The organism is Metabacillus endolithicus, from assembly GCF_023078335.1.
Lineage (GTDB): Bacteria > Bacillota > Bacilli > Bacillales > Bacillaceae > Metabacillus > Metabacillus endolithicus.
The window spans coordinates 4,941,856-4,968,117 of sequence record NZ_CP095550.1 but is presented as its reverse complement, the minus strand read 5'-3'; the positions used below and the strand labels follow the sequence as shown (position 1 = coordinate 4,968,117).

General features: G+C 38.0%; 24 protein-coding genes, 5 pseudogenes and 2 riboswitches. Of the genes and pseudogenes, 4 read left to right on the top strand and 25 right to left on the bottom strand.

The genetic code is table 11. The annotated features are described in order from the left end of the window. Positions 1-13: 13 nt before the first annotated feature. The 14 genes and pseudogenes from MVE64_RS25305 to MVE64_RS25240 form a co-directional block, all read right to left on the bottom strand. Positions 14-1,138: a cobalt-precorrin 5A hydrolase gene (locus MVE64_RS25305; protein WP_247342260.1), complete on the bottom strand. Its 1,125-nt coding sequence runs from the start codon at positions 1,136-1,138 to the stop codon at positions 14-16. Continuing rightward, entirely contained in the window at positions 1,135-1,908 is a 774-nt protein-coding gene (gene cobM, locus MVE64_RS25300) for a precorrin-4 C(11)-methyltransferase (protein WP_247342257.1), read from the bottom strand. Before cobM ends, MVE64_RS25305 begins: the two co-directional genes overlap by 4 nt. Beyond that, a pseudogene (gene cobI / locus MVE64_RS25295) lies at positions 1,908-2,608 on the bottom strand (precorrin-2 C(20)-methyltransferase). The gene cobM and the pseudogene cobI overlap by 1 nt, the downstream one beginning before the upstream one ends. Positions 2,609-2,612: 4 nt before the next feature. After that, a complete protein-coding gene (gene cbiT, locus MVE64_RS25290; protein ID WP_247342254.1) occupies positions 2,613-3,254 on the bottom strand; it encodes a precorrin-6Y C5,15-methyltransferase (decarboxylating) subunit CbiT in 642 nt (213 codons plus the stop codon). Between the two features lie 14 nt (positions 3,255-3,268). Beyond that, positions 3,269-3,823, bottom strand: coding sequence for a precorrin-6y C5,15-methyltransferase (decarboxylating) subunit CbiE (cbiE, locus tag MVE64_RS25285; protein ID WP_247342252.1), 555 nt, complete (start codon positions 3,821-3,823; stop codon positions 3,269-3,271). After that, positions 3,789-4,889 (bottom strand): cobalt-precorrin-5B (C(1))-methyltransferase, encoded by a 1,101-nt coding sequence (locus MVE64_RS25280; protein ID WP_247342249.1) that lies wholly within the window; start codon positions 4,887-4,889, stop codon positions 3,789-3,791. Before MVE64_RS25280 ends, cbiE begins: the two co-directional genes overlap by 35 nt. A 38-nt stretch (positions 4,890-4,927) precedes the next feature. Continuing rightward, the gene (locus MVE64_RS25275; protein ID WP_247347249.1) at positions 4,928-5,575 is read right to left on the bottom strand and encodes a precorrin-8X methylmutase; all 648 of its coding nucleotides are present in this window, start codon (positions 5,573-5,575) and stop codon (positions 4,928-4,930) included. A gap of 6 nt (positions 5,576-5,581) precedes the next feature. Further along, positions 5,582-6,361 carry a precorrin-6A reductase gene (cobK, locus tag MVE64_RS25270; protein ID WP_247342247.1) on the bottom strand — a complete coding sequence of 260 codons (780 nt, stop codon included), beginning with the start codon at positions 6,359-6,361 and terminating at the stop codon, positions 5,582-5,584. Further along, positions 6,358-7,302 (bottom strand): sirohydrochlorin chelatase, encoded by a 945-nt coding sequence (locus MVE64_RS25265; protein WP_247342244.1) that lies wholly within the window; start codon positions 7,300-7,302, stop codon positions 6,358-6,360. The genes cobK and MVE64_RS25265 overlap by 4 nt, the downstream gene beginning before the upstream one ends. 20 nt (positions 7,303-7,322) lie before the next feature. After that, positions 7,323-8,959: pseudogene (gene cobJ, locus MVE64_RS25260) on the bottom strand (precorrin-3B C(17)-methyltransferase). 30 nt (positions 8,960-8,989) lie between these two features. Beyond that, positions 8,990-9,373 carry a (2Fe-2S) ferredoxin domain-containing protein gene (locus MVE64_RS25255; protein WP_247342241.1) on the bottom strand — a complete coding sequence of 128 codons (384 nt, stop codon included), beginning with the start codon at positions 9,371-9,373 and terminating at the stop codon, positions 8,990-8,992. A 125-nt stretch (positions 9,374-9,498) separates the two neighbouring features. Beyond that, positions 9,499-9,686, bottom strand: a riboswitch (cobalamin riboswitch). 229 nt (positions 9,687-9,915) lie between these two features. Next, positions 9,916-10,112, bottom strand: a riboswitch (cobalamin riboswitch). A 105-nt stretch (positions 10,113-10,217) separates the two neighbouring features. After that, the gene (locus tag MVE64_RS25250; protein ID WP_247342239.1) at positions 10,218-10,364 is read right to left on the bottom strand and encodes a hypothetical protein; all 147 of its coding nucleotides are present in this window, start codon (positions 10,362-10,364) and stop codon (positions 10,218-10,220) included. Positions 10,365-10,433: 69 nt separating this feature from the next. Then, the gene (locus MVE64_RS25245; RefSeq protein WP_247342237.1) at positions 10,434-11,012 is read right to left on the bottom strand and encodes an MFS transporter; all 579 of its coding nucleotides are present in this window, start codon (positions 11,010-11,012) and stop codon (positions 10,434-10,436) included. A 37-nt stretch (positions 11,013-11,049) separates the two neighbouring features. After that, positions 11,050-11,757: an MFS transporter gene (locus MVE64_RS25240; RefSeq protein ID WP_247342234.1), complete on the bottom strand. Its 708-nt coding sequence runs from the start codon at positions 11,755-11,757 to the stop codon at positions 11,050-11,052. Positions 11,758-12,134: 377 nt separating this feature from the next. Between MVE64_RS25240 and MVE64_RS25235 the strand changes: the two genes are divergently transcribed. From MVE64_RS25235 to MVE64_RS25225, 4 genes are all read left to right on the top strand, one after another. Continuing rightward, positions 12,135-12,836, top strand: a complete 702-nt coding sequence (locus MVE64_RS25235; RefSeq protein ID WP_247342232.1) for an MFS transporter — start codon at positions 12,135-12,137, stop codon at positions 12,834-12,836. Between the two features lie 14 nt (positions 12,837-12,850). Next, positions 12,851-13,339 carry an MFS transporter gene (locus MVE64_RS25230; protein WP_247342229.1) on the top strand — a complete coding sequence of 163 codons (489 nt, stop codon included), beginning with the start codon at positions 12,851-12,853 and terminating at the stop codon, positions 13,337-13,339. Between the two features lie 88 nt (positions 13,340-13,427). Further along, positions 13,428-13,556 (top strand): hypothetical protein, encoded by a 129-nt coding sequence (locus tag MVE64_RS27655; protein WP_281730425.1) that lies wholly within the window; start codon positions 13,428-13,430, stop codon positions 13,554-13,556. A gap of 101 nt (positions 13,557-13,657) precedes the next feature. Next, positions 13,658-13,855, top strand: a complete 198-nt coding sequence (locus MVE64_RS25225) for an alpha/beta-type small acid-soluble spore protein (RefSeq protein WP_098796961.1) — start codon at positions 13,658-13,660, stop codon at positions 13,853-13,855. A 32-nt stretch (positions 13,856-13,887) separates the two neighbouring features. On the opposite strand, the gene MVE64_RS25220 is transcribed toward MVE64_RS25225, so the two are convergent. From MVE64_RS25220 to hutH, 11 genes and pseudogenes are all read right to left on the bottom strand, one after another. After that, positions 13,888-14,388 (bottom strand): GNAT family N-acetyltransferase, encoded by a 501-nt coding sequence (locus MVE64_RS25220; RefSeq protein ID WP_247342226.1) that lies wholly within the window; start codon positions 14,386-14,388, stop codon positions 13,888-13,890. Between the two features lie 16 nt (positions 14,389-14,404). Continuing rightward, on the bottom strand, positions 14,405-15,436 hold the full coding sequence (locus MVE64_RS25215; protein WP_247342225.1) for a glutathione S-transferase family protein: 1,032 nt from the start codon (positions 15,434-15,436) through the stop codon (positions 14,405-14,407). A gap of 122 nt (positions 15,437-15,558) precedes the next feature. After that, positions 15,559-17,520 (bottom strand): annotated as a pseudogene (locus MVE64_RS25210) (TRAP transporter permease). Further along, entirely contained in the window at positions 17,513-18,022 is a 510-nt protein-coding gene (locus MVE64_RS25205; RefSeq protein WP_247342222.1) for a DUF1850 domain-containing protein, read from the bottom strand. The pseudogene MVE64_RS25210 and the gene MVE64_RS25205 overlap by 8 nt, the downstream one beginning before the upstream one ends. A 72-nt stretch (positions 18,023-18,094) precedes the next feature. After that, positions 18,095-19,105, bottom strand: coding sequence for a TAXI family TRAP transporter solute-binding subunit (locus MVE64_RS25200; protein WP_247347248.1), 1,011 nt, complete (start codon positions 19,103-19,105; stop codon positions 18,095-18,097). Between the two features lie 481 nt (positions 19,106-19,586). Beyond that, positions 19,587-20,144 carry a ribosome hibernation-promoting factor, HPF/YfiA family gene (gene hpf / locus MVE64_RS25195; RefSeq protein WP_247342220.1) on the bottom strand — a complete coding sequence of 186 codons (558 nt, stop codon included), beginning with the start codon at positions 20,142-20,144 and terminating at the stop codon, positions 19,587-19,589. A gap of 19 nt (positions 20,145-20,163) precedes the next feature. Further along, a pseudogene (locus MVE64_RS25190) lies at positions 20,164-20,626 on the bottom strand (universal stress protein). 138 nt (positions 20,627-20,764) lie between these two features. Further along, a complete protein-coding gene (locus MVE64_RS25185) occupies positions 20,765-21,742 on the bottom strand; it encodes an agmatinase family protein (protein WP_247342218.1) in 978 nt (325 codons plus the stop codon). Then, positions 21,739-23,000: pseudogene (gene hutI / locus MVE64_RS25180) on the bottom strand (imidazolonepropionase). The gene MVE64_RS25185 and the pseudogene hutI overlap by 4 nt, the downstream one beginning before the upstream one ends. Further along, complete coding sequence (gene hutU, locus MVE64_RS25175; RefSeq protein WP_247342215.1) at positions 22,993-24,675, bottom strand: urocanate hydratase; 1,683 nt, start codon at positions 24,673-24,675, stop codon at positions 22,993-22,995. The pseudogene hutI and the gene hutU overlap by 8 nt, the downstream one beginning before the upstream one ends. Then, positions 24,638-26,185, bottom strand: a complete 1,548-nt coding sequence (hutH, locus tag MVE64_RS25170; RefSeq protein ID WP_247342212.1) for a histidine ammonia-lyase — start codon at positions 26,183-26,185, stop codon at positions 24,638-24,640. Before hutH ends, hutU begins: the two co-directional genes overlap by 38 nt. Positions 26,186-26,262 lie beyond the last annotated feature (77 nt).

The following is a 26,262-nucleotide window of genomic DNA, read 5'->3' as shown; positions in this document are numbered from 1 at the left end:
AACCTCCACCTCTCTAATAAGGAATAACGGCAACAGAAATCGTTACATTTCCTGATTTTTTCTTTGTTAGTGAAAGTGATGATGCCCCACTATATAAGCGGGCAGCCGGTTCACTAACTCCGTATGCACCTGTAAATTTATAGACAGTTTCTGAAGGAAGCTCAATCTGTACAGAATTGAGTTCTTCAGCCGAATAACAGGTAAATTCCCATTGATGTTTCTGTGCAACATCAATAATGCCTTGTTCATCTTTTTTCAAATCAATTGAGCAAATTGCTTTCACACTTTTCAGCGAAAACTGTAACTCCTGCAATGTTTCCTCAATCACCTGTTCAATTTCTTCCTTTGATGTGCCCCGATTACACCCAATACCAAGAACGAGAACCTTTGGTCGGTAAAGAACCCCATTTTGTAAGATTACACTTTCAGCTTCTGTTAGGTTTCGGTGTGTCACAACAAGTGCTGCTTGAGGCTTTGACGAGATTGCGTCTTGAATATTCTGATAAATTTTTAATGTTTCTGGTAGAGGAGTATCATATGTCCACCATTCTTTTTCACCTGATTCTTGAACAATGGCAACATGCTCTTCATTTACAACAGAAGCACTAACAGGTGTTAATTTTTCTGCGCTCTCCCATACCCAGCCGAACCGACTTCCAAATAAATCAACTGGAATGGTTTTTTGAACATCAGATGCTGTGGTAATAACCGGTGTTGCTTTTAATAATTCAGCCACTTCTCTTGTTAGCTCATTGGCCCCACCTAAATGACCTGAAAGAACACTGATAACATGATTGCCTTTATCATCTATAACAACAACAGCCGGATCTGTTTTTTTATCTTTTAAAATAGGAGCAATCATTCGAACAACAGCTCCTAAAGAAATGATCATAATGATACCTTTATATGTTTGAAAAAGGGTTGGAAGCAGCATGCGGACATTTCCCTCAAAAAGAGTAATATTCCGGTCATCTTCGTCTCCTTTTTCAAATTTGCTCATATAATACAAGTCAGTTTGATGAAAATTAGCAGTAAGATGACGAGCTAACTCCACTCCATGCTTTGTAATGGCAATCACAGCATATTGACCTGTTTGCTTTAGATCCAAAATTTTTCCTTCTTCTAAGACGAGCGTCATTCTTTCACTCCTTTACGATAGCCATGAGTGAACGCTTTATCATAAAGCTTTGATTTAAAATCTTTATGATGAATGTCTGGATCAAGTGCCCAGCCTGCTAGAATCATTGCTTGTTTACGGATGCCGTTTGTGCGCATATCATCATCAAGATGCTCAAGTGTGGAACGAACAATTTTTTGATCTGGCCATGTTGCTTTGTACACGACCCCAACTGGTGTATCCTTGCTCCAGCCTGCATCTAAAAATTCTTTCACAATTTTTTTTGTAAGTGTTGCACTTAAAAATAGTGCAATTGTACAGTTGTGTTTCGCTAAATCCTTTAATTTCTCGGCATCAGGAACAGGTGTTCTCCCTTCTGCACGGGTAAGAATAACCGTTTGTGTTAACTCAGGAATTGTTAACTCAGCACCTAAAGCTGCAGCTGAAGCAAAAACCGAGCTTACTCCAGGAATGATTTCAACGTGAACATCTTGTTTATTTAAAATCGCAATCTGCTCCATAATCGCACCATATACTGCCGGGTCACCTGTATGAACACGCACGACCTTTTTACCCTCTTGGACGCGATCAACCATCACCTCAACCATTTCCTCTAAATGCATGCCAGCTGTTTTAATTACTTCCGCATCAGACTTTGCCTTCTCGATCAATTCACTGCTTACTAATGAATCTGCATATAAGACAACATCAGCTTCTTGAAGAAGCTTTAAGCCTTTGACCGTAATTAAATCAGGATCTCCCGGACCGGCTCCTATAATTGTGATTTTCATTATTTTCTCACCACCATTAACGTTAAATATTCCAGCTCTGCACGATCTAGTTCACGAATGTCCCAGATGATTTCTTCATCCGATGTTACCTTTGTTACAACAGATGCTTTTTCGAGTAGATCTAATTCACGTAGAATTTTTAGCATTAAATCAATCACTTTCGCTACTTTAATGAAAATAACACAATCATTTTCGACGATTGCTTTTTTCATTGCTTCATAGTCATCTCTTGCAGGAATAATTGCCACATGATCATCGCCCTCTGCTAGTGCGATGCCTAATCGTGAAGCTGCGCCATTTATGGAAGAAATACCGGGAACGGTTTGAATATTCACTTCTGGGTAGCGTTCTTTCACAAGATTCATCATATGAATAAACGTACTATATAAAAGAGGATCACCTTCTGTAACAAATGCAACATCCTTGCCTGTTTTCAGCTTATCCCAGACAAGATCAACCGTATGTGACCATTCGCGTTCTAAAATCTCCGGATCCTTTGTCATAGGAAACACAAGGCCTAACATTTCCTTTTCCCCTGGTGTTATGTATACATCAATTATGCGATGGGCGTAGCTTTTGCTGCCCTTTCTTTTTTCGGATAGGCGATCACTGGTGATTCTTTTAATGTTCGAAAAGCTTTTACCGTTAAAAGCTCTGGATCTCCAGGTCCAACGCCCAAGCCATAAAGAGTTCCTACCATTCTTTTATTCCCCTTCCTTATGTTGTGCTGTGATAATATAGATCGGGTTCAACGCGTCAAAACGCGTAAGATTTAATATTGGTTTACTTCTAGAAATTTGTGAGAGTGTTATGTTGACCTCAAAACCGTTACGCTTGAAACCTTCAACCGCTTGATATAAATTTTCAATGGTGACTGCATTTAGCACAATTCTTCCACCCTTGTTAAGTCGTGAGCAGCAAACTGAAAGAATTTCTTCCATGCCACCAGCTGTTCCACCAATGAAAATAGCATCTGGATTAGGGAATGCTTCTAAGTGTTCGGGAGCTTTTCCTTGAACAACCGTAAAATCTGTTCTGAATTTCCGCATATTTAACCGACAATTTTCTAAGTCGTGATCATTTTTTTCAATGGCAAATACTTGTCCTTCATTTGCAATTAAACAAGCCTCAATGGCAACAGAACCTGTGCAAGTACCGATATCCCACACAACACTGTTTTTTGAAAGCTTTAATTCACTTAAGCTAAGTGTTCTTATTTCTTTTTTAGTTAAAAGACCTTTTTCAGGCTTTCTTTGATGAAATTCTTCATCATCAATGCCTATAGTCCAAGATTTCACTTTCGATGTTTTTTTCAAAATAACAATATTAAGTGGAGAAAACTCCATATTCTCAAGTTCTTCTAAACTGTAAAAAGCACAGCGCTCTTGTTCCCCACCAAGGTTTTCAGCAACAAATGCCTTATATTCTGAAACTCCAAAGGAACGTAGATAGCGAGCAATCTGAGAAGAGCTTTATTCTCCTCATCTGTTAGAAGAGCAATTTTTTCTTTTCCATTAATTTTTTGCACAAGACCTTTTATACTTCTGCCATGTAGACTAGTGATGTCGGCATCCTGCCAACTTTCATTCATTCTAGCAAAGGCTTGTTGTAAAGAGCTTAAATAAGGATAAACTTCAACATCCAGTTTTTTTGCAAGATAACTCCCTATTCCATAAAAAAGAGGATCACCTGATGCAAGGACAACAATTTTACGGTTTTCCCTTTTTAAGTCACTTACGAGTGAAGAAAGACCACCTTTTATGACTTTCTTTTCACCAGTAAAATCTTTGAAAAATGATAGCTGTCGTTCTCCTCCTACGAGAAGATCACTCTCGTAAATCCATTTTTCATAAACTGGAAGCAGGCTTTGTTTGCCATCATCACCGATTCCAATTACTTTCATTTTCTCCGTCATGTTTACCTGCCTTTCCAAGCAATGCACCTTTCATCGTGTACAAACTCGTTTCTATTGAGATTCCGCCGCCAATTTCTTTTAAACCTGAAAGACAGCAATTTTCACAAAGTATGGTGAAAAAATCATCGACACCATTCTCTGCCATCAAATCTCCAACTTGTGATGCAGTATTGGCTTGCTTTATTTCATCAATTAATTTTTCATCTTTTACACCAGCAGCAACAGCAACATTTGCGAGAAAATCAAAATCAACTGGTGCACTTTTTGAATGAACCATCATCACACCGTGAGCTACCTTTGAAAATTTCCCCATCATCCCAACAAGAGAAACTTTCTTGATTCCTTGTTTTTTACACTGCTTAAGAGTGAATCCAACAAAGTCACCCATTTCAATAAAGGCTTCTTCAGGAAGCTCCGGATATTGCTGCATCGCATACTTTTCACTGCGGCCACCCGTTGTAATCACAACATGCTCACATTCACTTGCTTTTGCAACACTAACCGCTTGAACAATACTCGCCATATAAGCGGAGCTTGAAAATGGAATAACAGTACCTCTTGTTCCTAATATGGAGATTCCACCAATAATACCAAGTCGTTTGTTTAATGTTTTTTCGGCCATTTTCTCACCATCAGGAACAGAAATAATGATCATAATTCCTCTTGAAATGTTATGGTTTTGGAGGACCTCCGCTGCAGTTTCAAGAATCATTTTTCTTGGTACAGGGTTTATCGCAGCTTCACCAACTGGGACAGGAAGACCTTCTTTTGTGACCCGACCAACGCCGATTCCGCCATCTAGTGTGATGCCTGGTGTTTCACTCCATGAAACAGTCGATTGGATCAGTGCTCCATGTGTTGCATCTGGATCATCTCCGGCATCTTTAATTGTTCCGGCTTCAGCAACGTTTTCTTCTACCGTGCAGCTTTCCATGACAAATGTCGCAAATTTTCCAACAGGTAAATAAATCGTGCTCTCCATTTGAGCTTCACCTGTAATTAATGCAAGTAAGGCGGCTTTGGTCGTCGCCGTTGCACATGCACCTGTTGTATAGCCGGAGCGCATTTCACTTTTGTCTTTTTTTTGGTTTTTCCGTTCATCGTTTATTCCTTATCTGCAAGAAGAGAGATTGCGTTTAACGCTGCAACCGTAACGGTACTACCACCTTTTCTACCTACATTCGTAATGAATGGTACGTCTAATTTTGCTAATTCTTCTTTTGATTCCGGCGCAGATACGAAACCAACAGGTAAACCAATAACTAGACTCGGTTTAGCTTCACCTTCCTTAATTAACCGAATCAATTCAAGTAGAGCTGTTGGTGCATTACCAATCGCAAAAATTCCTCCGTCAAACTGTTTAATCGCTTTTCTAACAGAAATAATCGCACGAGTTGTGTTTAGGCGCTTTGCTTCCTCCATGACGTCTGGATCTGAAATGTAAACATGTACACCTCCACCATGCTTTTCAATTCTAGGTTTACTGACGCCGCCTAAAATCATTTGAACATCCGCATATACTTGTTCACCATTACGAATTGCATCAATACCAGCTTGAACTGCTTTATCATGAAATAGCATGCTATGACCTAATTCAAAATCAGCGGAGGCATGTACAACACGTTGTACGACCTTATATTGCTCTTCAGTAAAGTTATGATTACCAAACTCTGAATCAATCATTTGAAAACTAATTCCCTCAATTTCTTGAGGCTGAACGGTAAGTGGTTTGAATTCTGTTTTAAAATCCATCATCTTCTATTCCTCCATTTTTTCATCAACTATTCTGTTAATATGGCTGAGTACTCCTTCAAAGTCAGAATAAGCATGACCATATTGAATTTTTGGTCTTTTAATCATAATTGTCTCAATACCAAGCTCCAGAGCTGCTTCTAATTTCTCATCAACAGAACCTGCTTTGCCGCTTTCCTTTGTGATCATCGTTGTTACTCCGTACTGTTTATAAAGAGCTGCATTAAATTCTTTTGAAAACGGACCTTGAATCGCGACGATGTCTTTTTGAGGAAAGCCAAGCTTTTCACATTTTTCCATATTATCTTTTCTTGGAAGCATCCGTGCGATAACACGTGTATCTGGTTGATCTAGTAATCTACGAGTGAAAGTTTCAAGCGTTTTACTCCCTGTTGTTAGCAAAATTACACCTTTTTTCTCGGCAGCAACCTCTGCTGCCTCCTCATAGCTTTCAACCATCACAATCCCATTTTGTTCGTAGACTTGAGACTCTCGCTCATAACGGATATATGGAACTCCTGCAGCTTTTGCCCCCAAGAGTGCATTTTTGCTAGCTTCCTCTGCAAAAGGATGACTAGCATCTACAATTGCTTGAAAGCCTTGTTCTTTAATCATCGCTGTAAAATCTTGATCTGTAAGCCTTCCTACATACACATCTAAGCCGACCTTTTGCATTTCTTTGCCTGCATTCTCTGTGACAACTGTTGTAAGAATGTTGTATCCTGCATCTTTCACGGTTAATGCTAGTGCTCTAGCATCACTTGTACCGGCTAAAAAGAGAATCATCGTTTTTGAACCTCAAGCTCATGGTGATGCTCATGGTCATGGTCATGATGATGGTGCTCGTGGTCATGATCGTGATCATGGTGGTGATGATGGTGTCCGTGATCATGATCGTGATCATGGTGGTGATGATGATCAATATGTTCCATTGCCTCAATTCGGTACACACATGTATCACAGTTCATTTTCACTTCACCTTGCAACGCTTCTTGGATTCGATCTTTTATAATTGTTTTAAGTCTTGAGTGAAAACCAAAATAGCCGGCAAGCTTGAATTCAACCTCAGGAAACTCTTGTTGAAACTCTTCAATCATATTTTCTAAACGTTTAATTAAAATACCGGTAAATAGAAAATAAGGTAAAATGACAATTCTCTTTGCGCCTAATTTCACACAGCGTTCAACGCCTTCTTTAATTAACGGATCTGTTACACCCATAAAAGCAGGTTCAACAAACTTATAATGTAGCTTTTCCCATAAAAGTCTTGTAATTTTATATAAATCACTGTTTGCATCAGGATCACTGCCGCCGCGACCTAACAAAATAACAGCTGTTTCAGGATCTTCTTCGTTGATTTTCTCGCCAACTTCTTCTAAGCGGCTTTTACAAATCTCCATTGTTTCTTCATGTATTCCAAAAGGTCTTCCATACGTAAATGATACATGAGGATACTTTTCCTTCGCTTCATCAATCGCTGCTGGTATATGGATTTTAGAATGTCCTGCTGCAAGTAGCATGAGTGGAATGACAAAAACACTAGTTGCCCCTTTTTCTACACATGTTTGAATACCTTGATTAATAGTTGGTCGTTCGAACTCTAAAAAGCAGGTTTCCACTAAAAGATCCGATTCTAATTGTGGCTTTAGCTCTTCAATTGTTTGTCTTACTTGGTCGTTTCCTTCATGATCTCGACTTCCATGTCCAACGAGTAAAATTGCTTTCATACTATTCTCCCCTATCCTTATTAATCTCCGCACGGAGCTGGTTCAATTTCAATTTTTGGACTCATGTCCCTATATGAATAGCCTTGAACATTACCAACACGTTTAAAATACTTGAAAAATCTTTCGTTTGGATGCCCTTTTTCCTTATATTCATGAACAATATTTTGGATCACTTCGACGATTTTTTCAGGCTCTATCCCTTCAGCAACCGGTTGACCAGGATGAGCTGTTCTACCGACTGTTTTGGCTCCTAAAAACAAATCAAATTTTCCTTTTCGAAAAATAATTCCGATGTCTTCATTCACAGCACCAAAACATGCCATTCCACAGCCGTTAAATCCTACCTTTAATTCTTTTGGTAAATCTAAATTTCCGCTTAACTTTTCATGAAGCTCCTCTGCATATGGAATGGAATCTTTCTTTTCTCCTTCACAAAAATCACAAGCCTTGATTTGAAAAACATCACCGATCGGTTCTAATAAAAACCCAACTTCTTTAAGTTTTTCGGTGATCACTTCCGGTTCGCACGTCGGAATTCGTAAAAGAATTTGATGATGTGGTGTATACTCCATTGAACCATCGTCCCCGGTCACTTCTGCAAGAGTCATCATCTGTTTTGGAGTGAATTTTTTATTTGCAATACCAGGGCGACGGCTAACTCGAAAATCGATGTAATCGGGTTGTTTACAGAATGTTGAGACTTTTCTTCGTTAACAGAAGGACCTGTGTTGCCCTTAACTTTTTGCAACGCTTCTAAAGCAAGTTGCAAAGAGCTTTCTTTTTCTTTCGTAGCTTTTACTTTTTTAGTTGGTGGCATATCGTTAATACCTTTATGTAATGCCCATGGTTCGTTTTCATGTCGAAGACGCTCATGTGGTCTTAATCTCTGCTCAGTGGTATTTAACGTATATTTACGTTGATAACCTCTTGGCGTAATCATTTTATTGTCATATAAAAATGTCGATGAATTCCCAATCACAACCGTTGTAAGCATTCCGATATCAAACTCGAGCATATGCTCAAGATCGGTAATCACGATATGCTGTCTGTCACGATACGCACTTTTCACAAGTCCAACAGGTGTTAATGGTGAACGATAGCTTAATAAAATCCGTTGCGCTTCTTGTATTTGTCTTGTTCGGCGACCACTTTTAGGATTATAAAGAGTAATAACAAAATCAGCTTTAGCAGCTGCATCAATACGCTTTTCAATCAATTCCCAAGGAGTTAAATGGTCACTAAGGCTGATTGTGCATGCATCATGCATAATCGGGGCACCTAAAAGTGATGCACATGAATTAATTGCTGAAACACCCGGAATGACTTCTACACTCACTCCTGTTTCTTCTGACCAGCCTTTTTCAATTAAAACCTCATAAACAAGTCCGGCCATTCCATAAACTCCGGCATCACCACTTGATATGACCGCTACTGTTTTTCCTTCTTCGGCAAGTTTCACAGCTGCTTGGGCACGGCTTACTTCCTCTGACATTCCTGTACTAATAATCTCTTGATCTGTTAAAAGATCCTGAATGAGTTCAACATATGTTTTGTATCCAATAATACAGTCGCTTTCTTGAATCGCATCTTGAGCCCTTTTTGTCATATGTTCAAAGCTTCCTGGGCCAAATCCGATCACAAGTAATTTTCCTAGCAAGGAAATTCCTCCTTTCAATTTGTGAATTATTTAAACGCTACTTCTTTGTGGTTTTGCTATTCCGGTAATTGACTTTGAGTTCTCAGGTGCAATAAAATGCTCTTCGTCATATGTATATATCACACTATCTTCTACCACATTTCCGCCAACAAGGTGATCATGAACAATCTTCTTAGCTATTTCTGGAGTTGCAGCCTTATACCAAACTCCCTCAGGATAAACCACCATTACACATGCATCTTTGCATCTTCCATTACAACGAGTTCTTGTTGTATGAATACTTGCATCCAAATCTAAGTTTGTGATTTCTTCTCTTATTGCTTGTGTTGCTTCTTCTCCACCCTTTCTCATACAGCTGCTTCCGTTACAAATAAGTACATGATGCTTTGTTTCTGTTAGATTCCAAGTCGTCATTCTAACACTTCCAATCTATTAAAATTTTTCAAATAAAAATGCACCTCTATATAGGCAGAGGTGCATTAAAAAATGGCGCAAGTGAATACATTTTCTACTACACGTCTACCTATATGCCCGTAGGTATCAGTATAAAAAGAAAGGCAGGTCTCCTGACTTAGGTTCATAGCTTTATAACGTCTTCCCGTTTACATTCAGTGACATTATGTTATAAAGCTTCCCATAACAGTGGCGGGTACCGTGCCGGATTTTCACCGACTTCCCTTTTAAGCACCACAAATACTTGAAGTGCACCATTCTTTTAAAAATATTTAGTTTTCTCATCTTAACGTATTAGGTTGTCTCTTAAAATATGTCTTTTAAAAAACAATCATCAAATTAATGGAATATGCCTAAGCTATCAACCATAAAACCTTATACCTTTTGAAAGTACAAAAAAATCCGCTCATATCTTTACTGAGCGGATGAAAAGGCAATACGAAAGCAATCCAAAAAATTTATATGGTTGCGTTCGTCTCACCTTCTCACCTCCCGAAGAAACTGAAACTTGATAAAATAAGACAGGTCTCCTGACTTGTGTTTCACCCTACTTTAAGCCCTTCCCATATTTCACTTTTAGAAAAAGCTTCAATACAGTGGATTGCTTATTTCGTCGACACTTACAGTTGCGGGGACAGTTCCGGATTTACACCGAATTCCCTATTAAGCCTTAAGCGGCATCTTAATTTACAGCGTATACTATTTTAAGTTGTTATCAATTGATAGGTATTATATTAAAGCAAGCAAAATGATATTTCAACATATTGTTGGATAAAATGACAAAAGTTACAATAAAAGTGGTGATTTATTCCATTCCTTCATCTTTTTCATCATATGCTATTAACACAATATTTTCATTTGTTTCACTTCTTAATTCTTTTTCTAGAGTCATGATTTTGTTTAATTGATCACGATCTAAGTTTGCGACTGGAAAGTTTTCAAAAACGCTCATGCTTTTAACCTCCTTTGTTTTATAATAAGATTTTCACCAAAAAAATATCGATTATGCACCTGGTTATCATCATTCTGTTCTTGGCTTTTTCCTGAAAAATACTTCTGGTTCCCATCTATTAACAGGATGTGTTCGATGTTGTCCGGGTTCACTTGGAAGTCGAGGTGCATCCTTAGGCTTGTTTTCTTTTGATGATGCCTGTTGTAACGATTGTCTAAGTGGCTGCCATTTTTTAAGCAAAGTAACAACTACTATTAGTACAAGTCCTAAGGTGGTGTAAATGAAAACAGGTGTTAAAGCATTTTCTCCTACTCCAAGTATTCTTCCACCAGCAGATTTTCCACCAGCTTCTCCTAAGCCGTAAACAACATTTGATAAGGCAAAAAACAACCCGATTAATTCTCCTTTTGACAATTGTGAGATGGTGCTGTCTATTGTAGGAAGAATCATCATTTCACCAATAACAAAAACTCCTCCACTTAGGATCAAATGAAAAAATGATTGTGCAAAAAATAACGAGGCAATTCCAATCGTTATGAAGAGAATCCCTAATCCTAATGCAGTTAGAGGCTCTACTTTCCTAATAATTCGCTTTGTAATTAACCCTTGTAATGAGATGACAATTAAGCTATTAATTGTCCAAATCAACGCAACATTTTTAGGCTCCGGTAAAATAACTGTTGCTCTAAGTGGTAATGCAAGTGATAGCTGTGCATATAAAGCCCATATAAAAAATCGTTACAAAGCTAAACACCATAAAGGCCTTGTTTTGAAATGCCTGTTTGTATGCTCCCTTAGGAATTCCCTCACATGGCACATCACCACAACCCTTGGGAAGAAAAATCCAGCTTTGTAGTGCTAAAAGAATATAAATTCCACCTGCAATCCAAAAGATCATTTTAGATGTTCCGGTTAAAAGAAAAAAAACAATTAATCCTGCTGAGCCTGTCCCAATGTTTGCAGCTATGCCTCTTATGGAAAAAGCTGTTGTTTGGTTCTCAGAAGAAGCAAAGGCCGCTATGGCTGCTTTTGTTGAAGGAGCATTTAATCCAGTACCAAATCCCATCGTACTAGCAGTCACCATCAAGAGTGGAAACTGTGTGAATAAACCAAACCCAATAAGTCCACATGCAGCAATTAAAGCTCCAAGTCCTATCGTAAATCCTCGACCAATACGATCAGCTAAAACTCCTCCGGCCACACTCCCGACCTGAAAAGCAATGGCAATACTAGCTAACACAATTCCGATTTGGCCAATAGATAAACCTGCATCTGTTTTTAAAATAATCGGAAGCATCGGTGTAACCAAATATGTTCCTAAATGTGAAAGTAAAACACCAAAAAGAAGGATAAGTAGCGGCTTCTCTAGTTGTAATATGTCTTTTATTCCCATTTGGTTATCCCCCATTTCTTTTCATTTTACTTTTCCCTAGATAGAATAGGTTATGTAAACAGCCCGAAAGATCGTTAGTCCTAGTAAGCGCATTCACGAAAAATTACGTTGACACTAAGAAAAATTATGACATAATAAGAAGAGTTTAATTTGAAAACATCTTGATAGCCAACATCAATATCATCGATAAGGATGGATGGAAATCATATCATTTTTTAGAGTTATTTAAGTATTAGGCTGTTCCAGATGCAGCTCCAAAATCATAATATATGGTTGCTTTTGTAAACACTGTATGTGAGTGCACAAGAGACCAACGTTGATAATCTATTGTCACCGTTGGTCTCTTTTTTATTTGTAAAAATATAGGAGGAAATAAATTGAACAGATGGTTAGTAGTATTAGGAGCAATTCTCATTCAAATTAATTTAGGTGCAGTATATGCATGGAGTTTATTTAATCAGCCTTTAATGGATAAGTTTGGTTGGGCAAAAGAAGATATTGTTGTTACCTTCTCTATTACTATTGCAGTATTTGCTTTAACAACCATTTTTGCAGGAAGGCTTCAAGACCGCATCGGACCAAAATGGGTAGCAACAATAGGTGGAATTTTACTCGGAGTTGGCTTAATTCTATCCAGCCAAGCCACTACATTATTTCAGTTATACTTTTTCTATGGTGTTGTGGGTGGAATCGGAATCGGGATGACCTATGTTTGTCCATTATCCGCATGTGTAAAATGGTTTCCTGATAAAAGAGGCTTTATCAGTGGTGTTGCTGTTGCCGGATTTGGTTTAGGTGGTTTAATTTATAAACCTGTTATTGGATATTTAATTGATACTTTTGGTGTATCAACTTCTTTCTTTTATTTAGGAATACTTTATTTTGTATTAGTTGTTGCAGGTGCACAGTTATTAAAAAATCCACCTAACGATGATACCACATCATCCTCAACTACTACTTCTGAAAAAACAAATGATTTTTCACCAGTTCAAATGTTAAAAACGTATCAATTTTATCTTTTGTGGACGATGTTTTTATTCGGAAGTGTTTCAGGCTTCTTGTTATCAGCTTTGCAGTAGATATTGGGGTTGAATTGGTAAAACTTGATGTTGAGCAAGCTGCAAATGCTGTAATGGTGATTGCATTATTTAACGCGGCTGGGCGAATTCTTCTAGGAAAAATCTCAGATCGCATTGGACGCAAAAATACACTTGTGATCATTTATGCTTTAACCGCACTCATAATGTTTTATATGAGCACAGGTTTAATGAACTATCCGATTTATTTAATCGCAGTTTCTTTCATCGGCTTTGGTTTTGGTGGATTTCTCGCTCTCTTTCCTTCTGTAACGGCAGATTACTATGGGACAAAAAACATAGGCACAAATTATGGTTTTATGTATCAAGCATACGGATTATCTGCCTTCGCTGGACCTTTTATCATTAAAGCCATTTCTTTTACTCAAGCATTTATTTTTGCAGGTTTTATATGCATATTGGCAATCATTATGGCTAAATTTGTTAAGGTACCTTCTCAATCTTCATCAGATGAACTCCTTAGTAAGGAACCTTTAAGAAACTGATTCTTAAGTAATAAAGATTGGACCAAATTCCCACCTCAAAACATCAAGCATTTGCACAAACTATTAGTGAATCAAAGGAGGGTTAAATATGGATAAAAACCAATCAATGCAACCACCAGATACAGGTAAATTAACAAATTTTCATTACGGCTCTGAAAAGGATGACCGTACAGAAGAAATGAAGCAAAAAGTAAAAAATCGCCAGCAATCAAAATAAAGAGATCCTCAATATTTTTTGAGTTATCGGGTACAATATTTCATGAGCAACTGATTGTAGTGCTCGGGAGTTCCTAAACCATTCAAAAGGGGTGTTGTACAATGGCAAGAAACAACAAATTAGTTGTGCCTGGTGCAGAAAATGCTCTTAATTCCATGAAAGAGGAAATTGCGAATGAATTTGGGGTACAACTTGGAGCCGATACGACAGCTCGTGCAAACGGTTCTGTTGGTGGGGAAATGACAAAGCGTTTAGTTGCAATGGCAGAAAACCAACTGCAGAATCATCAACAATTTTAAATGTAAAGGGACCTCAACATGAGGTCCCTTTTTTAAACTGAACGTCTAAAAGCTTTTACAATAACACCATCATTAGCAGGTTCAAAATCATATTGCGGAATTCGTTCAAATCCAAAACCTTCATATAATTTCATTGCACTTTTCATAAAATCAGCTGTGTGTAGTCCAATAGAAGTAATGCCTTTTTCTTTTGTTCGTTTCATACATTCCTTGATTAATGCTGAAGCCACTCCTTTTCCTCTAGCTTCCGAAGAAACAGCAAGTAGTCGTATTTCGGAATAATCAAGCTTATCAACGATTCCTTCATATGCATCGGATTGTGGTGGAAATAACGCAACACTCCCTAAAATTTCCCCATCTACTTCAGCCACAATTAACTCTACTCCATCTTGAACATCTGCTTCAGAGGAGATGGCTTGTTTTAGTGCCTGCCAATGCTCTGATGAAACAGATGTTGCATGCTCGCTATAAGCTAGAACTCTTTGTTTTCTAATAAAAGGGAGCTCTTCCCTAGACGCATCTCTTATGATCATTTTGTGATCTCCATTTTCATTTTTTTATCATAAACTTCTCTTTCTGTTTACTTAGTAACTCCCGGTTGTGCTGTGATTTCCAAAAAGATAAGTCAGGTCCCTTCGGCAAAATTTTTACATCTTCTTTTTCTGTGAAGATTGTGATTGAAAGATGATAATGATTTTTAATAGCGTTAAAATCTGTTGTATCCCCAAAACCTGGTGTTTGAAATAAATCACGCACATAGCCAGACAAATTTGGAAATTCTCTAATTAAGGTGCGATTTGTATTAAATGCTGTATAATAAGCAGCATCAAATCGAACTAAAGTTGTGTAAAAGCGAACATCTGAATCGGTAATAAAATCACCGTGCAAGAAACGCTGGTTAGAAAGTCGCTCATCTAGCTCATCTAACCGAGCAAAAAGCTGGTCATAAGCTTGCTCATAAGCATCCTGAGAAAGCGCAAATCCACATTTATAAACTCCATTATTAATATCTTGAAAAATAAGATCATTTAGTTCATCAATTTCTTCTCGCCAGCATTCAGGATATAAATCTGGTGCTTTTTCCTTATGAAACGGTGACCATTCCGTTTCAAAATAATTAGTTAACTTAAAATAGTCATTATTCACTACTTTTTTAGATTGTAAATCCACCATAACAGGTACTGTAGGACGTCCTGTATATTCAGGATCGGTTTGATGATAAATTTCACTCATATACCTAATATCAAGGATGGGATCCCTACTCTTTTCATCCAATGAAAATTCCCAGTCCACACGATTGAGTTTTGGACGAAAAGGACTTGCTGCTCCTAAGCTGATAACATCCTCTAAGCCTAAAAGTTTGCGAACAATAACAGTGCGGTGCGCCCAAGGACATGCTGCTGTCCATAATAAGCGATAGCGTCCTGCTTCAACTGGAAGCTCATCTGGCTCGCTACCGAACGGAGTAGTAAACTTATTCGATTGACGTTTAAAAGCGCCATCTTTATTGATTTCAGCAGTTTTTGTAGATTTATCTAAAGATTCAAGATCCAGTTCACAGCTCTGATCTTTACGTGACACCTCATCACTCCCCATCTAAAGTTGCAGTACTATGTTTAGTTTAGTATCTACTTGAATAATCAGTCAATTGATGGGCTCAGCAAAAAACCTGATACGAGAAGTATCAGGCTTCTTAAACTAATTTAATTAGACACTTTTAACGTATTTCCTTTATCACGTTTCCAAATAAATTGTAAAGCCAGTAAAGCTGCAAAGGCAATGATTCCAGTAATATCAGATATTCCTTCTGGATAGATGAGCAGAAGCCTGTAACAAGTGCGACAATTCGCTCAATCCAATGAAGTTTACGCATCCAATAACCGATAATACCAGCACCGATAGCAAGCATTCCAGATACAGCTGTTATAAGCACCCAAACTAATTCATACCACGTTGTGTCAATCATGAGCAGCTCTGGTGAAAGAACAAATATATATGGAATGATAAAGGCGGCAATGGCCAGTTTGGCCGAGTTGACCCCTGTTTTCAAAGGCTCTCCTCCTGCTACACCTGCTGCGGCAAATGCAGCTAAGGCAACTGGTGGTGTAATATCTGCAATAATTCCAAAATAGAAAACAAATAGATGAGCTGATAAATCAGGTACACCTAATAAGATAATCGCCGGTGCAGCAATTGTTGATGTAATAACATAGTTAGCAGTTGTTGGTGAACCCATTCCAAGAACAATTGCAGCTAACATGGTTAGCATTAATGTTGGAATTAAGTATCCTCCAGCTAAATCAATCAATCCATTTGCAAGCTTAAGTCCTAACCCTGTTTTTGTTACAATTCCAACAATAATACCCGCTGCAGCAGTTGCAGCTGCAACACCTAATGCAGAACGAGCACCGTCTACTAATGCTAGCACAAATTGCTTTGGTCCCATTCTCGTTGCTTTATTAAATAATCCCTACGATTATCGCTACTAAAATCGCATATAATGCGGCATGTGTGACAATAATTCCTGACATTAATAATACGATGACCGCAATAATTGGAAGCAGCAAGTAAATCTTTTTTAACACTTCTTTTCGATCCGGCATTTCTTCTTTTGTTAACCCACGAAGACCAATTCTCTTCGCTTCAAAATGAGTCATAATCCAAATTCCTGCGAAATATAGAACAGCAGGGATTGCAGCAGCTTTTGCTATTTCCCAATACGTGATACCGCCGATAAATTCAACCATTAGGAATGCAGCAGCACCCATAATAGGAGGCATTAGCTGACCACCTGTTGAAGCAGCAGCTTCTACAGCTCCAGCAAACTCTTTTTTATATCCAAGCTTTTTCATCATTGGAATCGTAAACGAACCGGAGGTAACAACGTTCGCAACGGAGCTTCCACTTATCGTCCCTTGTAGTGCACTTGAGAAAATCGCAACTTTAGCTGGTCCACCAGTTCTGCGCCCTGCAATGGAAACAGCCAGATCATTAAAATATTGACCTACTCCAGTTCTCACTAGAAATGCTCCGAACAAGAGAAATAGGAAAATAAATGTTGAGGATACGGCAAGTGGTGTTCCTAAAATCCCCTCAGTAGTAAAGAACATCGTTTGAACTAATCGCTCAAGTGATAATCCTCTGTGTGCAAGGAAGCCTGGCATATACTGCCCATAAAGTCCATACACCAAGAAGATAAGTGCAATAATAGTAATCGGAAGACCAACTGCTCTTCGTGTTGCTTCCAACACTAATAATATCGCGATGATTCCAACGATAAAATCCATTTGTGATAGGCGCCCAACACTCATAACCAAATCATTAAAATTAATTGGCCAATAAGCTCCTATTCCAACACTAAGGAGAGCTAAGATGCCATCATACCAAGCAATTTGAAGCTTTCCTTTTTGTCGTTTTTTCCTATTAGCAGGAAAAAGCAAAAAGATTAATGATAATGCAAACCCTAAGTGTATTGTACGTTGAATTTGTGCTGTGAAAACACCGAATATAGCTGTATATAATTGAAATAGCGAGAATGATAGCAGTCCAATAAAGGCAATCCAGCCAATAATACCTGTTAGTTTACGTGTACCGGCTTCAGGATCATATTTTTCCAATAATGCCTGTTGTTCTTCTTCATTTAACGTTTTATTTTCATCAACCACTTATGTTCACTCCTTTCAATAGTTCCCATAATGACATTTTTTCAGGTGACATCCGCACCCATGTTCCTGGTTCAATAAAATTTGATAATGTATATGTGTGATCTTTATAAATAATTCGATGATCCGCTCTTACCTGCCCAAGACGAAGATCAACAAATGGGAAAGAACGGTTCATATTCTTTATGTAGTATGTACCATTTTTTTCTTCAAATACCTCATCTCCTTCTGCATTAGAAGGCATGCCTATTGCAAAATCTTTGTAAGAAAGTTCAGTTAAGATAATTTGCTTCTTAGTAAGTTTGTAGGTTTCAATGACATCTGAAAGATGAATGGAATGTGTATATTTAATTTGAAAGGAATTCTCTTTCTCAAAAGGTAGATATGCAAGTAGTTTTTCTTCGTTTTCATAAGTAAAAGCAAGAGTTTGTTTAAAAGGAATGAAAACGAGCAAAGTGATAAGCAAGAGTAGAGGTACAGTTACTAGAATTATCTTAAGCCTCATAGAACCACCCTTTAAAGCATTGCAAATGAAATCGATAGACCGTACAATACGATCTACCGATTTTTAGACATGTTATTTTGAAACGCCTTTTTCTTCAAAGTACTTAGCAGCTCCAGGATGAAGTTCCATATCTCCAATTCCTTCTAGTGCTGATTCAGGTGTAATGAACTCACCTTTTGCATGAGTGATTTGATCAGTGTTATCGAATAAAGCTTTTGTCATCTCGTACACTAAGTTTTCATCAAGATCTTTTGATGCAACTAACATTGCCTTAACAGCAACTGTACTTACATCAGATTCGATTTTATACGTTCCGCTTGGAACAGAGTCTGCTGCATAATAAGGATATTTTTCAACTAATTCTTTAACCTTATCTTCTGCGATTGGAACAATCACAACATCATCTTGTGCTGATAGTGCTTCAACAGCTCCAGTTGGAGTTCCAGCTGTAATGAATGCTGCATCAATATTACCCGCTTGAATTCCATCTGTTGATTCATCAAATGATAGGTTTTGTGCTTTAATGTCATCAACAGTTAAGCCGTGAATTTCAAGAACTTGGATGGCATTGATGTAAGCTCCAGATCCTGGTGCACCTACAGAAACAGTTTTCCCTTTTAAATCTTCAACAGATGTGATTCCGCTATCAGCAGTTGTCACAAGCTGAACTGTTTCTGGGTAAAGTGAACCAATTGCTTGAACGTTATCAATCGGTGCATCTTTAAACATTTCTTTTCCTTCAAGAGCATATGAAGCAATGTCTGTTTGCGTGAAAGCAAGCTCTGCTTCGCCATTTCTTAATGTCTCCATATTCTCTGCAGATGCTCCTGATGTTTGTGGTGTTATGTTTGCATCTGTGTTCTCAGAAATGATGTTTCCGATTTGTCCACCAAGTGGATAATATGTACCACCAGTACCACCAGTTAAAAGACTAAGATTTTGAGTTTCGCCACCTGTGTCATTACCTTCTTCTCCACCTGTAGCTCCCTCATCACCGCCTCCAGTCCCGCCGCCACATGCAGCAATGACCATCATAAGTGATAAGATCATGATGAACAGAAAACTACTTCGAAATTTCTTCATCATTTGTGTAAAGCCCCCTTTTTTTGGTAATTTTGTGTAAACACATAATTATACTACCATAGGTAATGGTAGATTTGTCAAATGATATGTGAGATAGAGTGACATAGGTTAAGTAGGTAAAGTAGTTTGATTTGTAAGGGTTTACTCAATAAATAACCTAATATCTTTAAAAGAAGTTTATATGTTCTCTATCTTTTGAATGTTGCTAAAATTATCTTAAAATATCGAAATATGTCGAATGGTAGATTCTTATATACTAGTAACAATGATCAATAGATTACAATATAGCTTACTAGTTTTGAATAATTTTACCCAATATAAGAAAAACGAAACGTATTTGACTCTTTTTTCGTAGATAATGTGAAAAAGGATTTATCTTCGATTCTGAACATTTTATCTTCGATTAGACAATTTTAGACATTTCATGCACAAAAAAAATAGGACCACCTTATCAAGGTAATCCTGTTTTTCTCCCATATATTTAAACATTTACAGCATTCATCTCATCAGACATTATTAAGCCATACTGACCGTTTTTTCGTTTATAAACAATACTACATTGATCTGTTTTTGCATCTTGATAAACAAAAAACTGGTGATCAAGTAGATTCATTTGTAAAATAGCTTCTTCTGCACTCATCGGTTTGAATTGAAATTGTTTAATTCGAACAATTTCCTCTTCCTCTTGCTCTGCTGTCGGGATCTCGAACACTGGAGCTTGTTCAATTAATTTTCCTTTTCGCAGCTTACGATTTCTTCTTGTTTTATACTTACGAATTTGTCTTTTTAACTTTTCTTCTACTAGATCAATAGATTGATACATATCGTTTGTTTTTTCTTCTGCTCGAATGGTTATATCACCAAGATGAATGGTTACTTCAATACAGTGATTATTTTTGAAGGTAGATAAATTGATATGAATTTGGAAAGTTGTAGTGTCCTCAAAATAGTGCTCCATAACCAGACCAATTTTTTGATCAACATAGGTTTTTAAAGCTTCGGTTAATTCAAGATTTTTGCTGTGAATGATTAGATTCATTGCTATTCCTCCTAAAACTTTAGTCTTCCTCTTTTTCTGTTCGAACGATCAATACATCGCAGTTTGCGTATCTTAAAATATGTTCAGATACACTTCCAACAAATATTCTTTCAACTGCATTCATTCCAGTTGCACCACATACAATTAAGTCCACATTCTTTTCAGGTGCAATTTCTTTTGCAATTTTCACTTTTGGAGAGCCATATTCGATAATCGTTTCTACATTTGATAACCCGTTTTCTATTGCGGTATTTTTATATTTTGTTAATAGAGAATGTGAGAAATTTTCAGCATGTTCAATAAATGCTGGTTCGATAGGTAAACCATAGGATGTTAACACGACTTCTCTTGAATCAATGATTGTACACAACATTAGATGTGCATGATTTCTTTTTGCGATACTAACGGCTTTTCTGAAAGTTCCACTCAGCTTCTTTTGATCCATCAATTGCAACAAGGATATTCTCATAGACCATATTCATGATCATCTCTCCCTACTTTTCTTTTAAGGAAGGTTCTTCCTATGAGTTAAGTTTACCTTGTCATAATGGATAGCTCGGTGATATTTCTCACATCTTGAACAAAAAAACAATACCCATCTTTAAAATGAGCTGTACCCTCTATTTCTTATCTTGCAACACACACCCCGTTACATACTGAAGCCATGCATAACAGCCAATTTTCACTGTTTCTTGAACAGATGAATCCTTACTTGGATCTAAACAAACAAAATCTATGTGTTTAACGGATGGATCCTTCCCAATTTCTATTAAACTATCAAATAATTCTGATGTGCTCATACCTCCCGGTGTCGAGGCTGGTACTCCAGGAGCAAAGGAAATATCAAGAACATCCATATCAACTGTTACGTAAATTCGGTCAACACAATTTGATAAATGCTGAAGAGATTCTTTCACTGCTTGGAGAACACCTTTTTTTCGTGCAGCTTTCAAGGTGATGATGTTGATGCTATGTTCTTTCGCGTAATCAATAAGTGATTTTGCATTAAAATAACCGTGTGGCCCGATATTCATTATATGCTTTCCCATAACAGTATTGTCGTCAATCAACTGACGTATGGGTGTTCCGTTCGCCGGACCTAATATACGTGGATCTCGAACATCAAGATGGGTATCGAGTTGTAAGATTCCAATTGTCTCTGAAGGATACATTTCTTTGATTCCTCGAACAGCACAAGCAGTAGTCGAATGATCACCACCTATCATACATGTTCGAGAAGTTGGATAACGTTTGGTAAGGTATGCGGTTGTTTGCTGAATTCTTTGATGTGACAATAAAATATCTGTTGTATGCATGTCAATATCACCTGCATCCGCAACTTTAAAAGAAATAAGATCAACATGTTCATCAATGTTATAAGTGCTAAAACTTTTCCACATTCTTCTAAATTCAGAAGGATATAAAGATGCGCCTGAAACACTTATGGATGAACGAGAAATTGGTGTACCGTATACGATTAAATCTGGTGTCTCCTGAAAGCTTTGAAGTGACTCAATCCATTGAGAAACTGATGTTGGGTTTTCATCACTAAAAGAATTCCATGACCAGTCTGGTGGTTTCAGCCAATGCTTTTTCATCTGTCTACCACCTTCACACCCTTTTTCCACACCGCTTTTACATGATTAACACCAAATAGATATTGCAATTCTTGATAGTTTTTCACCTTCCATAGTACAATATCAGCTTGCTTTCCAGCTTCTAAAGAGCCGACTTTATGCTGTTGGTTAATAGCACATGCAGCATTATAGGTTGCTGCGGTTAAGGCCTCGGCAGGTGTTAATCTCATATTAATACAAGCAAGGTTCATCACAAGTGGCATGGAAGTGGTTGGTGAAGAACCTGGGTTGCAATCGGTTGAGATCGCAACCGGTACTCCGTGATCAATCATTTTTCTCCCTTGTGCTGATTGTTCGCGAAGATAAAGAGCAGTAGCAGGGAGTAAGCAAGCAATGGTTCCTGCTTCAGCCATCTTTTTGATTCCTTGATTTGATGTTTTAAGTAAATGTTCAGCTGAGATCGCTCCTACTTCTGCAGCTAGTTCTGCACCTTTGGTATTTACAATTTCATCAGCATGTATCTTCGGTATCAAGCCATAGTGCTTTCCAGCCTCTATTATTCGTTTAGATTGCTCAAAGGTGAAAACTCCTTTTTCACAAAAACATCAATAAATTGTGCAAGATTGCTCTGTGCAATAGCGGGTAACATGTCATAAATTATATGATCAACGTACTCTTCTTCACGACCTTTAAATTCTTTTGGCACTGCATGTGCTCCCATAAAGGTTGCTACCAGATCAATGCTGTGCATTTGTTGAAGTTCTTTTATGACTTTGAGTTGTTTTAGCTCTGTTTCAAGGTTTAAGCCATATCCGCTTTTTCCTTCAATTGTTGTTACACCATGTTCCAAAAAGGAATCAAGTCGAGCTATTGCTTGTTGTATTAATTCCTGTTCCGTCGCTTCTCTTGTCATGTTAGTTGTAGCATGAATGCCTCCTCCTTTATTCATGATGTCGATATAGGTTGAGCCTTGCAGCCTCATTTCAAATTCCCGTTCCCGGCTCCCACCATAAACAACATGTGTATGAGGATCAACCAAGCCTGGTGTAACCAAGCTATTTGAGGCATCTATGATTTCAGCGGAATCTATTACGTTTCTATAAGTATTCCCCAGTTCGTCTGTTGTTCCAACAGCTTTGATAACCCCTGATTCTATCCATACGCTTCCATCTTCAATAATAATGAGATCAGACATCGCTGTTTTTGAACGAGGTCCATCTACATTTGAAGCGAGTGTAGCCAATTGAGCAGCATGTTTGATCCATATCGGCTTATTCACCACAATCAACTCCCTTTTCAAGCATTGGCATTTGAATGTTATGATGGTGAGCTGTTTTCATTGCAAGCTCATAGCCTGCATCAGCATGGCGAACAACACCCATACCTGGATCTGTTGTAAGTACACGTTGAATTCTTCGCTCGGCTTCTTTCGTGCCGTCCGCTACAATCACAACACCTGCATGTATGGAATATCCCATTCCAACTCCACCACCATGATGAACTGAAACCCATGTGGCACCACCAACCGCATTGATCATCGCGTTTAAAATTGGCCAATCTGCCACAGCATCTGATCCATCCTTCATTGCCTCGGTTTCACGATTTGGCGAAGCTACCGAGCCTGCATCTAAATGGTCGCGACCAATCACAATTGGTGCTTTTAGTTCGCCACTTGCTACCATATCGTTTAAAATCTTCCCGAATTTTGCACGTTCACCGTAGCCTAACCAGCATATCCGCGAAGGTAAGCCTTGAAATTGAATTTTTTTCTGAGCCATCTTAATCCAATTACATAGATGCTCATTATCACTGAATGTACGCAGTATCGCTTCATCTGTTTTATAAATATCCTCAGGATCACCTGATAATGCTACCCAACGAAATGGACCTTTTCCTTCGCAAAATTGTGGGCGAATATAAGCTGGTACGAAACCGGGGAATTTATAAGCATTTTCTACTCCTTCATCTTTAGCAACCTGACGAATATTGTTGCCATAATCAAAGGTGACCGCTCCTTTTTCCATCATTGCGAGCATCGCTTTTACATGATTCGCTATAGAAGCTTTCGAAAGCTTTACATATTCTTTTGGATTTATTTTTCGCAGCTTATCCGCCTGTTTCAGTGACATTCCTGAGGGAATATATCCGTTCAATGGATCATGAGAAGAGGTTTGATCTGTTAAAATATCAGGAGTAAAATTGCGTTCAATCATGTTATATAAAAGATCAGATGCGTTACCTAGTAAACCAATTGATAATGCTTTACCCGTTTTCTTCGCTTCTTTGGCTGCATGTATCGCTTCCTCTATTGAATAAGCTTTTACGTCCAAATATCCTGTTGTTATTCTTCGATCGATTTTTCTTTCGTCAACCTCTATAGCGATACAAACACCACCATTCATCGTAACAGCAAGAGGTTGTGCCCCACCCATTCCTCCAAGTCCAGATGTTAATGTTATCGTCCCTTTAAGAGAAGAGTGAAAATGTTGTTTTGCTAATTCAGCAAACGTTTCATATGTGCCTTGAACGATGCCTTGTGAACCTATATAAATCCAACTGCCTGCCGTCATTTGGCCGTACATCATAAGTCCTTTTTGGTCGAGTTCATGAAACGTATCCCAGTTTGCATAAGCCGGAACAAGATTTGAATTGGCAATCAGAACACGCGGCGCATTTTCATGTGTTTTAAACATAACAACAGGCTTACCAGATTGAATGAGCAGTGTTTCATCATTTTCTAATGATTTTAAAGATGTGACGATTGCATCGAAACTTTCCCAATTTCGAGCAGCTTTTCCAATTCCTCCATACACAACAAGCTCCTCAGGATTTTCGGCAACATCTTGATCTAAATTATTCATTAACATACGAAGAGCAGCCTCTTGTTGCCATCCTTTTGTATTTAGACTTGTTCCCCTATATCTCTTTATTTTCTCCATATTGTTTGAATTCATCTTCTTCCCCCATATTCATTAGCATCGATTGTGTTCCATGTTTTAACCAATTGTGCATTGCTTCAATATCGATTGAAAAAACTCGATCATTTTTAATTGATGGAACAATCACTCTAGCTTCTTCATAAAACTTCCTTGTTACGGTTGACATTTTTTGAATACCACGAAATTCAGACGCTTGAATACTGCAAATTGCTTCTACCGCTAGTACTCGCCGAGTATTTGTGATAATTTGATAAGCATGTCTTGAAGCGATTGTTCCCATGCTTACGTGATCTTCTTGATTAGCTGATGAAGGAATACTATCCACACTAGCCGGATGTGCCAAAGTTTTGTTTTCTGAGACTAGTGACGCAGCGGCATATTGCATAATCATCGCACCTGATTGTAGACCAGGCTCAGGGCTTAAAAAGGCAGGTAAATCATTTAGTTGAGGATTCACTAATCTTTCAATTCGACGCTCTGAGATATTGGCTAATTCAGCAATCGCTATTTTTAAAAAGTCCATTGCAAACGCAATTGGCTGACCATGAAAGTTTCCACCAGATAATACTTTTTCACCATCAAGAAAAAGTAACGGATTATCTGTTGCTGCATTCATTTCTATTTCAAGTTTTTCTTTCACATAATTTAACGCTTGCCATGAAGCCCCATGAACTTGCGGAATGCATCTGATTGAATAGGCGTCCTGTACGCGAATATCTCCCTGTCTCGTCGTTAGTAGACTATCAGATAAATAGGTTCGAATTCGGCTGGCTACCTCAATTTGCTCTTTATATCCACGAGCAAGATGAATGTCCTCGTCGAAGGCATCAATTATTCCCCTTAAACCCTCTATGGTAACCGATGCAATTAAATCGGTTTGATAGGCTAACTTTTCTGCTTCTAGATACGCAACTACGCCCATTGCAGTCATTGCTTGTGTGCCATTAATAAGTGCTAGCCCCTCTTTTGCTATTAGGGTGATCGGGGAAAGCGATTCTTGTTGAAGTGCTTGAATTGCTCTTGTTTTTTGACCTTTATACAACACTTCACCTTCTCCGATTAACACGAGAGCAAGATGTGAAAGTGGAGCTAGATCACCACTTGCGCCCAAAGAGCCTTGTTGTGGAATAATAGGATGAATTTCTGCATTTACCAAATCAATTAATCTTTTAATAATAATAGGACGAACACCCGAAAAACCTTTGAGTAAGGCATTGGCACGTAAAACAAGCATTGCTCGTGAAACAACCTCTGGAAACGGATCGCCAATTCCACATGCATGTGAACGAATTAAATTGAGCTGAAGTAGCTCAACATCTTCTTTTTCAATAAACACATCACTAAATTTGCCGAAGCCTGTTGTAATACCATAAACAACTTTTTCCTCGGAAACGATTTTTTCAACGGCTTTTCTACTTGCTTCCACACGTTTTATGCTTTCTTCTGAGAATCCAATTTTCTCCCCTTCAAATAGGACTTTTTGTAAAGTAGACAAGCTTAAGCTTTCTCCATCTAGCAAAATCATCTTTACGACTCCCTCCATACCCTTTAGTTAGTTAAAGGGTCAATAAAAAAAGGGGGCTTTATATCGATGAAATCAAA